General features: G+C 72.0%; 11 protein-coding genes and 1 rRNA gene. 2 read left to right on the forward strand and 10 right to left on the reverse strand.

The genetic code is table 11. The annotated features are described in order from the left end of the window. Together ABZ312_RS26000 and ABZ312_RS26005 are read right to left on the reverse strand one after the other, a co-directional pair. Nucleotides 1-70, reverse strand: a 16S ribosomal RNA gene (locus tag ABZ312_RS26000); the annotation flags it as partial. 584 nt (nt 71-654) lie between these two features. After that, nucleotides 655-1,662 carry a stage II sporulation protein M gene (locus tag ABZ312_RS26005; RefSeq protein WP_500328605.1) on the reverse strand — a complete coding sequence of 336 codons (1,008 nt, stop codon included), beginning with the start codon at nt 1,660-1,662 and terminating at the stop codon, nt 655-657. 95 nt (nt 1,663-1,757) lie between these two features. Between ABZ312_RS26005 and ABZ312_RS26010 the strand changes: the two genes are divergently transcribed. Further along, nucleotides 1,758-2,777, forward strand: coding sequence for an RDD family protein (locus ABZ312_RS26010; protein WP_500328606.1), 1,020 nt, complete (start codon nt 1,758-1,760; stop codon nt 2,775-2,777). Between the two features lie 24 nt (nt 2,778-2,801). On the opposite strand, the gene ABZ312_RS26015 is transcribed toward ABZ312_RS26010, so the two are convergent. The 8 genes from ABZ312_RS26015 to ABZ312_RS26050 all read right to left on the reverse strand — a co-directional run bounded on the left by ABZ312_RS26015 (nt 2,802) and on the right by ABZ312_RS26050 (nt 11,069). Then, entirely contained in the window at nt 2,802-3,422 is a 621-nt protein-coding gene (locus ABZ312_RS26015) for a hypothetical protein (RefSeq protein WP_500438896.1), read from the reverse strand. Between the two features lie 129 nt (nt 3,423-3,551). Next, nucleotides 3,552-5,003, reverse strand: a complete 1,452-nt coding sequence (ahcY, locus tag ABZ312_RS26020; RefSeq protein ID WP_500328608.1) for an adenosylhomocysteinase — start codon at nt 5,001-5,003, stop codon at nt 3,552-3,554. A 238-nt stretch (nt 5,004-5,241) separates the two neighbouring features. Beyond that, nucleotides 5,242-6,186 (reverse strand): cation diffusion facilitator family transporter, encoded by a 945-nt coding sequence (locus ABZ312_RS26025; RefSeq protein ID WP_500328609.1) that lies wholly within the window; start codon nt 6,184-6,186, stop codon nt 5,242-5,244. 96 nt (nt 6,187-6,282) lie between these two features. Beyond that, nucleotides 6,283-7,491 carry a mannose-6-phosphate isomerase, class I gene (manA, locus tag ABZ312_RS26030; protein ID WP_500328610.1) on the reverse strand — a complete coding sequence of 403 codons (1,209 nt, stop codon included), beginning with the start codon at nt 7,489-7,491 and terminating at the stop codon, nt 6,283-6,285. Nucleotides 7,492-7,495: 4 nt separating this feature from the next. Then, complete coding sequence (locus ABZ312_RS26035; RefSeq protein WP_500328611.1) at nt 7,496-8,647, reverse strand: SIS domain-containing protein; 1,152 nt, start codon at nt 8,645-8,647, stop codon at nt 7,496-7,498. Between the two features lie 137 nt (nt 8,648-8,784). Continuing rightward, complete coding sequence (locus ABZ312_RS26040; protein ID WP_431967699.1) at nt 8,785-8,964, reverse strand: Trm112 family protein; 180 nt, start codon at nt 8,962-8,964, stop codon at nt 8,785-8,787. 188 nt (nt 8,965-9,152) lie between these two features. Next, nucleotides 9,153-10,511 (reverse strand): phosphomannomutase/phosphoglucomutase, encoded by a 1,359-nt coding sequence (locus tag ABZ312_RS26045; RefSeq protein WP_500360454.1) that lies wholly within the window; start codon nt 10,509-10,511, stop codon nt 9,153-9,155. Between the two features lie 138 nt (nt 10,512-10,649). Continuing rightward, nucleotides 10,650-11,069, reverse strand: a complete 420-nt coding sequence (locus ABZ312_RS26050) for a DUF3499 domain-containing protein (RefSeq protein ID WP_078619945.1) — start codon at nt 11,067-11,069, stop codon at nt 10,650-10,652. A 302-nt stretch (nt 11,070-11,371) separates the two neighbouring features. Here ABZ312_RS26050 and ABZ312_RS26055 point away from each other — a divergent pair, with 302 nt between their 5' ends. After that, nucleotides 11,372-11,824, forward strand: coding sequence for a metallopeptidase family protein (locus ABZ312_RS26055; protein ID WP_500328613.1), 453 nt, complete (start codon nt 11,372-11,374; stop codon nt 11,822-11,824). Nucleotides 11,825-11,828 lie beyond the last annotated feature (4 nt).

Below are 11,828 nucleotides of genomic sequence, written 5' to 3' on the forward strand. Positions count from 1 at the left end.
ACCGTTCGACTTGCATGTGTTAAGCACGCCGCCAGCGTTCGTCCTGAGCCAGGATCAAACTCTCCGTGAATGTCTTCACGAGAGCGGCACCATCGGGAGGAATAATCCCGACGTGCCCAGCGTCCTCGCTGTGTTTTCTACAAAGGAACCTCGTCCGAGATGGACGGGGTATCAACATATCTGGCGTTGACTTTTGGCACGCTGTTGAGTTCTCAAGGAACGGAAGCTTCCTTCGAGACCGTTTCACCGGCCCCTCCGGGCTTTCCCTTCGTTGTCTCCAACCTTACCAGATCGTTTCGCGTTTCCGCTCTTCGTTTCCGGCCCCCTATTGGAGCGGGGTTTGTCTTCCGGCTTTCGCCTTTCGACGTCTCCGACTTTATCAGACTCTTTCGCGTCCGATTACCGCCGAGGTTTTGCCTCTATGAATAGCGACACAAAAGACCACTCAGAAAGTTCTTTCTGAGAGGTGCGATGCGATCGATAGTCTTTCGAAGCGGGCTAGATCCTAGCCGCTGACCCTCGAACATGTCCAGTTCGAGGCAACTGCTCAAATCTACCTCCCCGTGCCACCCGTGTCAACAGGTGTCTTGGGGCGAAGAGGAGACTAGCAGGTCAGCAACGCCGGATGCACATCGTCGGCGCCGGCCGTCCGGGTCACGCCGCGGTGGGCAGGACGTCGCTGCGGTCCGCCCGTTCCAGGTCGCCCGTCTCGCCGGCGAGGGCCGCGCGGCGCCCGATGACGAAGACGTAGACGAGGAAGAGCAGCTCGGCGGTGACGCCGATGCCGATGCGGGCCCAGGTGGGCAGGCCGGAGGGGGTGACGAAGGCTTCGAGGGCGCCGGAGACGAAGAGGACCGCGGCGAGGCCGATGGCCATGCCGATCGCGGCCCGGCCTTCTTCGGCGAGGGCCGTACGGCGGGGGCGCGGGCCGGGGTCGACGACGGTCCAGCCGAGGCGGAGTCCTGTGCCGGCGGCGACGAAGACGGCGGTCAGCTCGAGGAGGCCGTGCGGGAGGAGCAGTCCGAGGAAGGTGTCGAGGCGGCCCGCGGAGCCCATGAGGCCGAGCCCGAGACCCAGGTTGAGCATGTTCTCGAACAGTACGTAGAGGACGGGGAGCCCGAGGAAGACGCCGAGGACCAGGCAGTAGCCGGCTGCCATGGCGTTGTTCGTCCAGACCTGGGCCGCGAAGGAGGCGGCGGGGTGGCTGGAGTAGTACGCCTCGTACTCGCCGCCGGGGCGGGTCAGGGCGCGCAGTTCGTCGGGGGCGGCGATGGCGGACTGGACCTCGGGGTGGGTGGCGACCCACCAGCCGATGAGGGCGGCGACCGCGGTGGAGACGAGCGCGGTGGGGACCCACCAGTGGCGCGAGCGGTATATCGCGGCGGGGAAGGCGCGGGTGAAGAAGAGAACCGCGTCGCGCCAGCCGGGGGTGCGGGCGCCGGTGACGGCGCTGCGCGCGCGGGCGACGAGCGTGGTGAGCCGTCCGACGAGTGCGGGGTCGGGGGCGCTGGACTGGACGAGGGACAGGTGGGTGGCGGCGCGTTGGTAGAGGGTGACGAGTTCGTCGGCTTCCTCCCCGGACAGGCGCCGACGCCGGCGCAGCAGCGTGTCGAGCCGGTCCCACTCGTGGCGGTGGGCGGCTGCGAAGACGTCGAGGTCCATGGGCGCTGCTCCTGGCTGGCCGGGGAGGTCCCAGCTTGGCAGACGGGGCAGACTGGTCGCTCCGGGTCCGGGGTGGGCAGGAGGAGGGTTCCCGCATGGGTGAGGCGAGCGCGGCGGGCGGTGCCGGCCGGCTGGTGACGGGTGAGGCGGTCGAACTGGGTTTGCACCCGGCGAAGCTGCCGAGCCGGGCGCTGGCGGCGGCGCTGGACGGCGTCGTGTACATCGGCGGTTACCTGGTCGTGTCGATCGTGCTGATGGTGGCGACGGCGTCGATGGACGGGGCGGCGGTGGCGGCGGTGTACGTGACCTCGCTGGTGCTGGTGCTGTTCGGGGTGCCGATCGCGGTGGAGACGCTGACCCGGGGGCGGTCGCTGGGGAAGCTGGCCTGCGGGTTGCGGGTGGTGCGGGACGACGGGGGGCCGATCCGGTTCCGGCACGCGCTGGTGCGCGGGGCGGTCGGGGTGGTCGAGATCCAGATGTTCCTCGGGGTGATCGCCTGCATCGCCTCGCTGGTGTCGGCGCGCGGTCGGCGGATCGGGGACGTCTTCGCGGGGACGCTGGTGGTGCGGGAACGGATTCCGGTGCCGCGGTCGCCGCGGCCGATGCCACCCGCGCCGCCGTGGCTGGCGGGGCAGTTGGCGGGGGTCGACCTGTCGGCGGTGCCGGAGGGGCTGTGGCTGGCAGTGCGGCAGTACCTGTCGCGGATGCATCAGCTGGATCCGCGGGTGGGCTGGTCGATGGCGGAACGGCTCGCGGGGGACGTCGTGGCGTGCACGGGGGCCACGGTGCCGGAGGGGACGCCGCCGGCGGGGTTCCTGGCGGCTGTGGTGGCGGAGCGGCAGGCGCGGGACGCGCGCCGGGTCTTCGGCGCTCCGGTCGGTGCTCCGGCCGACGGGGTCGCCGAGCCGGGGGGCTTCGGGGTCGAAGAGCCGGGGAAGGGCTGGGCGCCGGTGCCGCCTGCGGTGGGCTGGGTGGCGCCCGGTACGGACGGCGGAGTACGGGGGGACGCGGTGCCGCCGGGGCGCGGGGGGCAGGCCCCTCAGGCGCCGGTGCCTTCGTCCTCGACGTCGCCCTCCTCCTCGTCCTCGTCGACGGGCTTCGCGCCTCCGGCGTGAGGGGTCGCCGCTGCGTCGGCGGGGTCAGTCCGTCGGGAACCGGGACGGGGGTGACTCGAGGTCCTCGAGTTCGATGCCCGGGGCGGAGAGGACGACGTCGCCGGCGATGTGGACGGTGTGCTGTTCACCGGTCTCCAGGTCGTTGACCTGGTATTTGTCCACGAGCAGGGGGTCGTTGTCGGTGGTGTGTGCTTCGCTCGTGATCAGGGCCCACGACTGGTCGAGGGTGCGGGGTGCGAGCACGGGGGGTTGGAATGCGACGAGGCGTACGCGGGTGGCCGGGGAGCCGGGCCGCAGGCGGAGCAGGCGCGCGGTGGCGACGTAGAACGCGGGTGACGCGCCGGTGAAGGCGTGGGCGGGGACATTGCCCTCCTGAGCGTGTTCGCCGGAGGGGTCGGTACGGACCCAGGTGAGGCCGTCGAGGGCGGCGCCGCGGACCTGCCAGCTCGCGGCGTGCAGTTCCAGGCGGATGGGGCGGCCGAGTTCGTCGATGGTGAGGTCGACGGAGCCGGCGTGGCCGCCGTCGGGGTGGGTGTTCTGTGCGGTGTAGCGCCAGCCGGCGGGGCCGGTGGCGCAGTGGAAGTGTTCTTCGCCGAGGGGGGTGTGGTCGTGGGTGTCGTGGAACGAGTAGCGGCCGCGGGGCATGGTTCGACCTTACAAAGCGGGCGGGGGCCCGACGGGGCAGGCCCCCGCCGGGGGCGGGGGCCTGCGGGGTGGCTCCTGTGGTGCCGTCGGGGCCGGTGGCGCGCTGTCGTGCGGGCGGCCCGGGCGGCGTCAGTAGCGGTAGTGGTCCGGCTTGTAGGGGCCCTCGACCGGGACGCCGATGTAGGCGGCCTGCTCGGGGCGCAGGGTGGTGAGCTTGACGCCGAGGGCGTCGAGGTGGAGCCGGGCGACCTTCTCGTCGAGGTGCTTGGGCAGGACGTAGACGCCGATCGGGTACTCCTCGGGCTTGGTGAACAGCTCGATCTGGGCCAGGGTCTGGTCCGAGAAGGAGTTGGACATCACGAACGAGGGGTGGCCGGTGGCGTTGCCCAGGTTGAGCAGGCGGCCCTCGGACAGCACGATCAGGACCTTGCCGTCGGAGAAGGTCCAGGTGTGGACCTGGGGCTTGACCTCGTCCTTGACGATGCCGGGGATCTTGGCGAGGCCGGCCATGTCGATCTCGTTGTCGAAGTGGCCGATGTTGCCGACGATCGCCTGGTGCTTCATGCGCTGCATGTGCTCGGCGAGGATGATGTCGCGGTTGCCGGTGGTGGTGACGAAGATGTCGGCGGTCTCGACGACGTCCTCGAGCGTGGTGACCTGGTAGCCGTCCATCGCGGCCTGGAGGGCGTTGATGGGGTCGATCTCGGTGATGATGACGCGAGCGCCCTGGCCGCGCAGCGACTCGGCGCAGCCCTTGCCGACGTCGCCGTAGCCGCAGACGACGGCGACCTTGCCGCCGATGAGGACGTCGGTTGCGCGGTTGATGCCGTCGATGAGGGAGTGGCGGCAGCCGTACTTGTTGTCGAACTTCGACTTGGTGACGGCGTCGTTGACGTTGATCGCCGGGAACAGCAGGGTGCCGTCGCGCTGCATCTCGTACAGGCGGTGGACGCCGGTGGTGGTCTCCTCGGTGACGCCGCGGATCTCGGAGGAGAGCTGGGTCCACTTCTGGGGGTTCTCGCCGAGGGTGCGGTTGAGGAGCAGCAGGATCTGCTCGTACTCCTCGCTGTCGGCGGTGGAGGGGTCGGGGGCCTGGCCGGCCTTCTCGAACTCGACGCCCTTGTGGACCAGCAGGGTGGCGTCGCCGCCGTCGTCGAGGATCATGTTCGGGCCGCCGGTGGGCGAGTCGGGCCAGGTGAGGGCCTGCTCGGTGCACCACCAGTACTCGGCGAGGGTCTCGCCCTTCCAGGCGAAGACGGGGATGCCCTGCGGGTTCTCGGGGGTGCCGTTCGGGCCGACGGCGATGGCCGCGGCGGCGTGGTCCTGCGTGGAGAAGATGTTGCAGGAGGCCCAGCGGACCTGGGCGCCGAGGGCGGCGAGGGTCTCGATGAGGACCGCGGTCTGCACGGTCATGTGCAGGGAGCCGGTGATGCGGGCGCCGGCCAGCGGCTGGGAGGCGGCGAACTCCTCGCGGATGGCCATCAGGCCGGGCATCTCGTGCTCGGCGAGGGTGATCTCCTTGCGGCCGAAGGCGGCCAGGGAGAGGTCGGCGACCTTGAAGTCGTTGGTGACGGGGGACATGCAGTCTCCTCGTGGGGTGCTTCCAGAACGGACATCGGCTTTCCGCTGCGGGGCGGGGGGAGGCATGCGGACATACGTCTCCCTCGACCGCAGCTCAGCCCGTCGGAGGCCCTCTCTCCCTCGGCCGGTCCGTCTCCGGACCGCCCGACCGCCATCAGCAGCGACGTCTGGCTAGGGACGAATCTACACCGAGTGGCCGGGCGCGTCCGGAAGGTGCGTGGAGGTCGTGTGGAGGGGGTCAGTCCGCCGTGGGGGCGGTGGGGGCGGCCGACTGCTCGCGGTAGATGTCCGGTTCGAGGTAGATGACGCGGGCGATGGGCTCGGCCTCGCGGATGCGCGCCTCGGCGGCGTCGATGGCGCGGGCGACCTCGGTGGCGGTGTCGTCGTGCTCGACGGCGATCTTGGCGGCGACGAGGAGCTCGTCGGGGCCGAGGTGGAGCGTGCGCATGTGGATCAGGCGGGTGACGGTGTCGCCGTCGACGATGGCCGCGCGGATGCGGGCGACGACCTCGGGTCCGGCGGCCTCGCCGAGGAGCAGCGACTTGGTCTCGGAGGCGAGGACGAGCGCGATGGCGACGAGGAGGACGCCGATGCAGAGGGTGCCGATGCCGTCCCAGATGCCGTCGCCGGTGAGCAGGGACAGGCCGACGCCGCCGAGGGCGAGCACGAGGCCGACGAGCGCGCCGAAGTCCTCGAGGAGGACGACGGGGAGCTCGGGGGCCTTGGCGGTGCGGATGAACTGGCTCCAGGTCTGCTTGCCGCGCACCACGTTGGATTCCTTGATGGCGGTGCGGAAGGAGAAGCCCTCGGCGACGATCGCGAAGACCAGGACGCCGATGGGCCAGTACCAGTGCTCGATCTCGTGCGGGTGCTGGACCTTCTCGTAGCCCTCGTAGAGGGCGAAGACGCCACCGATGGTGAACAGCACGATGGAGACGAGGAAGCCGTAGATGTACCGCTCACGGCCGTAGCCGAAGGGGTGTTCCTCGGTGGCCTTCTTCTGGGCCTTCTTGCCGCCGAGCAGGAGCAGCGCCTGGTTGCCCGAGTCGGCCACCGAGTGCACGCCTTCGGCGAGCATGGACGAGGAGCCGCTGAAGGCGAACGCCACGAACTTGCTCACCGCGATGGCGAGGTTGGCGCCCAATGCGGCGACGATCGCCTTGGTTCCGCCTGACGCGCTCATAGGTGCTGGTGGTCCCTTCCGTCGGCCCTGGTCTTTGCCCGGTCTTTACGGCGTTACGGCGGGACATTCTTGCAGGGCCGTGCTTCGCGTGGTGCGTCAGGCCACCACGGTGGCCCGGAAGACGGTCCCCTCGCCGGTGAGTTCGACCTGTTCGCCTGCGGGAACGTAGGCGGACTGGCCGCGGTCGAGGGTGAGTTCCGGGGCCGCCGGGTCGGCGGGTGTGCGCAGCGTGGCGGTGCCCTCGGTGCAGAGCAGGATCTGGGCGGTGCGGTCGTGGGGGGTGCGGGGGGCGGCGCCGGCGGCGAGCGAGTACCGGGAGAGCCGGAACTCGTCGATGGGGGTGCCGTAGAGCTCCTCGCCGTCGGGGGACGCCTCGGGGCGCAGGACACCGGCGTCACCCGCGTGGAAGCGGACGATGCGCAGCAGTTCGGGGATGTCGACGTGCTTGGGGGTGAGGCCGCAGCGCAGGACGTTGTCGGAGTTGGCCATGATCTCGACGCCGAGGCCGCTGAGGTAGGCGTGCGGTATGCCGGCGCCGAGGAAGAGCGCCTCGCCGGGCTGGAGCCGGACGTGGTTGAGCAGCATGGCGGCGATGACGCCGGGGTCGCCGGGGTAGGCGTGGGCGATGGCTGCGTAGGCGGCGTAGGCGTCGGCGTTCGGTCCGCCCTCGGTGGCGAGCCGGCCGGCGGCTTCGGCGGCTTCGTCCACGGTGCCGGCCATGGCGTCGCGTTCGGCTCCGAGCACGGCGGTGAGGACCTCGCGGAGGGCGGCCTCCTCGGGGTGGGCGCGCAGCAGGTCGACGTACGGCTTGAGGGAGTCGACGCCGAGGCCGGAGAGGAGGGCCGCGGTCTCCTCGGGGTGGCGGAAGCCGCACAGTCCCTCGAAGGGGGTGAGCGCGACGATCATCTCCGGCTTGTGGTTGGCGTCCTTGTAGTTGCGGTGCGGGGCGTCGACGGGGACGCCGCGGGCCTCCTCGTCGGCGAAGCCGGCAGCGGCCTGGGCGAGGTCGGGGTGCACCTGCAGGGAGAGGGGGGAGCCGGCGGCGAGGAGCTTGAGCAGGAACGGCAGCCGGGGACCGAAGCGTTCGACGGCGGGGGCGCCGAGTTCACCGTCCGGGTCGGCGGCGATGACCTGGTCGAGCGGGACCGGACCGTTGCCGCGGTCGATGCGGGAGGGGGCGCCGGGGTGGGCGCCCATCCACAGTTCGGCCTGCGGCTCGCCCGTGGGGGTGGTGCCGAGCAGTTCGGGGATCGCGCTGGTGGAACCCCAGGCGTACGGGCGGATGGTGTTGGTCAGGCGGTCCATGCGGTCATGATCTCCCGGTGGATGTGATGGCGAGGTAAACGGAGGCGAAATCCGTGACGGCGAGGAGTTCGACGGCGGATTCCAGGTCGCCTCCCTCGGCGGGGGCGAGCTCGCTCAGCGGGGTGTCGTGGGTGGTGGCGAGCTCGCGGGCGAGCGGGGCGGAGCTCGATGCGGCGTTGCCGGGGCGGTGCAGGAGCACGACGCGCAGGCGCAGGTCCTCGGGCTCGTCGACGCGGTCGCGGAAGAAGTCCTCGGGGTCGAGGGCGCCGGCCAGGGAGCCGGCGAGCAGCGCGCCGTGGGTGTCGAGTGCCTCGGGGAGTTCGCCGTGCAGGGCGGGGCGTCCGGCGCGGGCGGCGATGGCCGCGGCGAAGCGCCGGGCGGCGACGGAGGCGACCGGTCCCTCGCTCCACATCACCGGCAGGGATTCGGCGAGTTCGGAGGCGAGTGCCTTGGCGGGGTTGCTGTAGGTGGCGGTGGCGGGGCCGCAGCGGGCGGCGACCTCGTCGAGGCGGTCGGCGACGCGCTCGATGGCGTCGGGCGGGGCGGCGAGCAGGCCGATGCGGTCACCGAGGGCGAGCAGCGGGGTGAGCAGCGCCCAGAAGGCGCCGAGGTCCTCGGCGGGCTCGGCGGCCTCGCCGAGGACCCCCGCGACGGACGCCGGGTCGGGCGCGGGGGCGTACGGCAGGACCATGCCCCGCACCTGCTGGATCGCCTCGGCGATGGGTGAGCCGGCGGGGACGACGGCGGCGGCGGTGCAGCCGCGGCGGTAGGCCTGCTCGATGAGGTCGGCCAGGCCCGCCTCGGTGCCTGCGGGGCTGGCGATGAGCAGCAGGTCCAGCGGGCCGGCCCAGCCGGGAAGGGCCCACCGCAGGTCGTACGGGGCGGGGCCGGTGGGGTGCAGGGGCAGTACGGGCCCGCTGCCGTTGCCGAGGGCGGCCAGCAGTTCGGCGACGGCGGCGACGGCGACCGCGCCGGGGCCGGCGACCAGGACGCTGCGGGGGCGGCCGTCGGGCTTGAGTTCGCCGACGCCTGCCTCCTGGGCGAGGCGGGCGGCGGTGCGGACGCGGGCGCCTGCGGCGGCAACGCCGAGGAGGAGGCCGCGGGTGTCGGCGCGGGCGAGGGCGTCGGGGTCGTCGAGCAGCGTCTCGTCCAGCATCGGGGGTGACCTCCGGTCCGGTCCGGTTGTGTCGGGTGTCGCGGGGCGCCGTGCGGTGCGGGTGCCCGTGCCGGCGCCGGTGGTGCGTACGGCGCGGGCTGCCGGGCGGGTGTGTGGTGCCGGGCAGCCGGGTCGCGTCAGGCGGGGCGGCGGGCCTCGTCGACGAGGAGGACGGGGATGTCGTCGCGCACGGGGTAGGCCAGGCCGCAGTCGGCGGAGGTGCAGGTGAGCTCGGTGGCCTCGACGTCCTCGCGCAGCGGCGCGTGGCAGGCGGGGCAGGCGAGGATCTCCAGGAGGCTGGCTTCGACGAGCGGCATGGGTGGCTTCTCCCGTGTGGTCGTGTCGTGGTCGTGGTTCCCGGGCGTCCGCCGTGTGCGGGCGTACGCGTCCGGACCGGCCGATTCAGCCTATCGCCGGGCGGCCGGGGCCGCGTGACCGTGTCGGGGCCCCGGTCCCCCGCCGGAGGAGGCGGTGCGGTGCGGTGCCTCCTCCGGCGGGGCGGCCGTCAGGCGCGGACGATGGCGAGGACCTCGTCGCGGACGCCGGCCATGAGCTCGGTGTCGCGCGCCTCCACGTTGAGGCGCAGCAGCGGCTCGGTGTTGGAGGGGCGCAGGTTGAACCACCAGCCGTCGCCGGTGACCGTGAGGCCGTCGAGCTCGTCGAGGCCGGTACCCGGGCGGTCGGCGTAGGCCGCGCGGACGGCGGCGGTGCGGCCGGCCTGGTCGTCGACGGCGGTGTTGATCTCGCCGGAGGCGGCGTAGCGGTCGTACTCGGCGACGAGCGCGGACAGCGTGCCGTCCTGGCCGCCGAGGGCGGCGAGGACGTGGAGCGCGGCGAGCATGCCGGTGTCGGCGTTCCAGAAGTCGCGGAAGTAGTAGTGCGCGGAGTGCTCGCCGCCGAAGACGGCGCCGGTACGGGCCATCTCCTGCTTGATGAAGGAGTGGCCGACGCGGGTGCGGACGGGCGTCCCGCCGTGCTCCTTGACGACCTCGGGCACGGTCCACGAGGTGATCAGGTTGTGGATGACGGTGGAGCCGGGGTGCTTGGCCAGTTCGCGGGCGGCGACCAGGGCGGTGATCGCGGACGGGGAGACGGGCTCGCCGCGCTCGTCGACGACGAAGCAGCGGTCGGCGTCGCCATCGAAGGCGATGCCGATGTCGGCGCCGGTCTCGCGCACCTTCTCCTGCAGGTCGACGATGTTCTTGGGGTCGAGGGGGTTGGCCTCGTGGTTGGGGAAGGTGCCGTCGAGCTCGAAGTACATCGGGACGAGGTCGAGGGGCAGCCCGTCGAAGACGGTGGGGACGGTGTGCCCGCCCATGCCGTTGCCGGCGTCGACGACGACCTTGAGGTGCCGGATGGAGCTCAGGTCGACCAGGGTGCGCAGGTGGGCGGCGTAGTCGGCGAGCATGTCCCGCTGGGTGACCTCGCCGGGGGTGGCGTCGCTCGCCGGGAGGCCGGTCTCGGACCACTGCTCGACCAGTTCGCGGATCTCGGCGAGGCCGGTGTTCTGTCCGACGGGGGCGGCGCCGGCGCGGCACATCTTGATGCCGTTGTACTGCGCCGGGTTGTGGCTGGCGGTGAACATCGCGCCGGGCAGGTCGAGCTTGCCGCTGGCGAAGTACAGCTGGTCGGTGGAGCAGAGGCCGATCTCGGTGACCTTGGCGCCGCGCGAGGCCGCGCCGCGGGCGAAGGCCCGGGACAGGCCGGGCGAGGAGGGCCGCATGTCGTGGCCCGTCACGATCGCGTCGGCACCGGTCACGGTGACGAAGGCCGCGCCGAAGAGTTCGGCGAGCGGCTCGCCCCATTGGTCGGGGACGACTCCGCGGACGTCGTACGCCTTCACGAGCTGGGAGAGGTCGGTCACCGCATGTGCTCCGCTCTGGAATCCGGTTGCCGGTGGATGGATCGTGGCAAGAGCCAACCTACCGGGCGGATCCGAACGCGCCGACGAGGAGCCCGGGTGCACGTGCGGACCCGGGGCGGGGTATGGCGGGGTGCCGGTTCAGGAGTCGGGCGAGCGCAGGACGCGCAGGTGCCCGCGCCGGGCGATCTCCATGGGGTCGCCGCCGCGGCCGTTGGTGCCGTTGCCCTCGCGCTCCTGGGGGCGGGCGGCCTCGCGCACGGCGTTGGCGAGCGCTTCGAGGTCGTCACCGCTGGGGCGGGTGGGGCCGGTGTCCGTGGCGAGCCGTACGACTTCCCAGCCGCGGGGGGCGGTGAGGCGCTCGGAGTGCTCCGAGCACAGGTCGTAACAGTGGGGCTCGGCGTAGGTGGCGAGCGGTCCGAGGACGGCGGTGGAGTCCGCGTAGACGTACGTCAGCGTCGCGACGGCGGGACGGCCACACGCGGTGCGCGAACAGCGACGTACAAGGCTCACGACGTTGGACGGTACCGCACTCTTGAGCGGGCCGCGACGACTCCCCAGGAGCTCACCCCGTCGTGTCGTCCGGGTTGGCCGGGAAGGTCCGACCTGGGGTCAACACACCTGACCTGCAAAGGGCCGGAAATGTGCGGGTGCCCCTCCGAGGACACCGATCACCAAACGCTGCAAATGATGCCAATTGCGATCGGTGAAGCGGTCAGGGCAGGGGAATCACGTGGGCGCCAGGGGCGAACGACCGTACATTCTGCGACATCGACGGGGATGTCCAGTCCTCGTCCCCCGTGGTGGTGGCAGCGGTCACGGAGCCGCATAACCGGGGCTCCCGACGGCTACTCTCAGAGGTGATGGACACCCCTTCGCCCGCACCGCGCCAGCGCCACCGCGACCGACACGGCCGCGGCATGCGCGGCCCCATCGCGCCCCCGCAGGTGCCCCTGGCACGCACCCGCGCCGACGCCTTCGACGACCTGGTGCGCGACGCGGCGGACCGGCTCGAGCGGCGCTGGCCGCAGCTGGCGGAGGTGGAGTTCGCGGTACAGGAGGTGCCCTGGCCGGCGGACGGTGCCGACGGCGCCGCGGTCGACGGCCGGTTCGACGACGGGGTGCCGCTGGGGCGGCTCCTCGGCGGGCAGAAGGGCAACCCGCACCGCATCGTGGTGTACCGGCGGCCGGTGGAGATCCGGGCCAAGAGCCGCGAGGAACGGGCCCTGCTGGTGCACGACGTGGTCGTGGAGCAGGTGGCCGAACTGCTCGGGCTGTCACCGGAGAACGTCGACCCCCGGTACGGGGAGGGCTGATCCC

It is taken from the genome of Streptomyces sp. NPDC006207, from assembly GCF_040613835.1.
In the GTDB taxonomy this organism is placed as follows: domain Bacteria; phylum Actinomycetota; class Actinomycetes; order Streptomycetales; family Streptomycetaceae; genus Actinacidiphila.

Excerpts from the sequence above, each read along its gene's own strand:
- ahcY (WP_500328608.1), bottom strand. The coding sequence starts at position 5,003 with ATGTCCCCCGTCACCAACGACTTCAAGGTCGCCGACCTCTCCCTGGCC.
- ABZ312_RS26010 (WP_500328606.1), top strand. The coding sequence starts at position 1,758 with ATGGGTGAGGCGAGCGCGGCGGGCGGTGCCGGCCGGCTGGTGACGGGT.
- ABZ312_RS26055 (WP_500328613.1), top strand. The coding sequence starts at position 11,372 with ATGGACACCCCTTCGCCCGCACCGCGCCAGCGCCACCGCGACCGACAC.
- ABZ312_RS26015 (WP_500438896.1), bottom strand. The coding sequence starts at position 3,422 with ATGCCCCGCGGCCGCTACTCGTTCCACGACACCCACGACCACACCCCC.
- ABZ312_RS26040 (WP_431967699.1), bottom strand. The coding sequence starts at position 8,964 with ATGCCGCTCGTCGAAGCCAGCCTCCTGGAGATCCTCGCCTGCCCCGCC.
- ABZ312_RS26005 (WP_500328605.1), bottom strand. The coding sequence starts at position 1,662 with ATGGACCTCGACGTCTTCGCAGCCGCCCACCGCCACGAGTGGGACCGG.
- manA (WP_500328610.1), bottom strand. The coding sequence starts at position 7,491 with ATGGACCGCCTGACCAACACCATCCGCCCGTACGCCTGGGGTTCCACC.
- ABZ312_RS26035 (WP_500328611.1), bottom strand. The coding sequence starts at position 8,647 with ATGCTGGACGAGACGCTGCTCGACGACCCCGACGCCCTCGCCCGCGCC.
- ABZ312_RS26025 (WP_500328609.1), bottom strand. The coding sequence starts at position 6,186 with ATGAGCGCGTCAGGCGGAACCAAGGCGATCGTCGCCGCATTGGGCGCC.